The organism is Salipiger sp. HF18, assembly GCF_011806505.1.
GTDB lineage: Bacteria > Pseudomonadota > Alphaproteobacteria > Rhodobacterales > Rhodobacteraceae > Salipiger > Salipiger thiooxidans.
The window spans coordinates 1-1,429 of sequence record NZ_JAATOS010000745.1 but is presented as its reverse complement, the minus strand read 5'-3'; the positions used below and the strand labels follow the sequence as shown (position 1 = coordinate 1,429).

Sequence of the window (1,429 nt, the reverse complement as noted above, 5' to 3'; positions counted from 1 at the left end):
CCCGGGCCCGCAGGCTTGGCGGCAGGTTGCCCCCGAACCAGGCCGCCATGGCGCCGAAGAGCGCCAGGATCAGCACCCAAAGCAGCATCGAGCCCTCGTGGTTCCCCCAGACGCCGCTGATCTTGTAGAGCATCGGCTTGGCGGAATGGCTGTTCATCACCACGAGCCTCAGCGAGAAGTCCGAGGTGACGAAGGCATGGGTCAGGGCCGCGAAACTGAGCAGGACCAGCAGGAACTGAGCGGTTGCGGCGGGCTCGGCCACGGCCATCCAGCCGGGCCAGCGTTTCTGCGCGCCCACCATCGGCACCACCGCCTGCACGCAGGCGACGAGGAACGCGAGGATCAGGGCGAAATGTCCGAGTTCGGTAATCATGATCCGATGTGTATACGAAAGCCCCCCTGAGCGGCCAACGGAAATCGAGGGACTGAGGGTATCACTTTGTCGCAATCCCCCGGGCGCGTGGTGACGCGAAACGGGGGCCGCAGAACGCGACCCCCGTCTTTGATCTCACCACAAGCAATCTCAAACATACACTCTGGGGTGTCCGGGACGCCTCACACCGGACGGCGGGCCTAGGACACGGCTCGCGGACCGGAGGCGCGCCACTCCGCCAGCGCGGGGTTGTCGTCCGCCGCGCTCCCGGCGAGCCTTGCGCCCTCCGCGGCGTCTTCGGACAGAGCCGCCACCGCCGCGGTCTCCTCGGCGTCCCCGGGGCCTGACACCGCCGAAACCGCCCCCGCCTCATGCCCCAAGGGCAGCCGCGCCGCTGCCACAGCCGACTGCGCGAGGCCGCGGCGGAATTCCTGGTCCTTGAGCTGCGCGCGGCCGCCGAAATAGAAGGTGACCACAATGCCGAACACCACCCAGGCGGCCTCGGGCAGCACCGCCCAGGCGCCGAAGACCCGCGCCATGGCCTCGGGGTTGCGGGCGGTCTCGACCAGCATCCACACCAGCCCCAGCACCATGAGCGGGCGCGGCAGGCGGTTCACCCCGTCCATCAGCCGGTCGAACCAGCCGCGCTGGCGCGGTGCGAACTCGGCCGAGAGCTGCGCCAGCGCGGCGCTGTCGAGCGCATGGGCCCGCCCGGCCGAGGCTTCGGCATTGGCGCGGAACACCTCGGCCGTTTCGGCCACCACGTTGCGCCCGTCGCCGAACATGCCGCGCAGCGCCGTCCCCACCAGCCCCGCGATTATGCCCATGCCGCCACCCGCGCGCGGAACTGCGCGTCCGAAAGGTGGTAGCGCGGCGAGATGAATTCCTCGGCGCGGCGGATCCAGCCGCCCTTGCCGCCGGCGCGGGTGCGCGCGTACTTGCGGCTGGCCTGACTTCTGTCCGCCAGCGCGAAATAGTAGTTGCGGCGCGCAATGCCATAGGCGTCGGCAAGATGATGCGGAGAGAGAGAAGGAGAGAGAGAGGAGGAGGAAAAGG

The 1,429-nt window shown here is 69.3% G+C and carries 2 protein-coding genes and 1 pseudogene; all 3 read right to left on the bottom strand.

Annotated elements, in window-relative coordinates:
• Positions 1 to 373, bottom strand: a pseudogene (locus HC022_RS26515) (heme lyase NrfEFG subunit NrfE); the annotation flags it as partial.
• Between the two features lie 200 nt (positions 374 to 573).
• Positions 574 to 1,200, bottom strand: coding sequence for a 3TM-type holin (locus tag HC022_RS26510; protein WP_167454376.1), 627 nt, complete (start codon positions 1,198 to 1,200; stop codon positions 574 to 576).
• Positions 1,191 to 1,429: putative peptidoglycan-binding domain-containing protein (locus tag HC022_RS26505; protein WP_303049111.1), on the bottom strand; the 239-nt coding region annotated here is incomplete at its 5' end. The genes HC022_RS26505 and HC022_RS26510, both read right to left, overlap by 10 nt.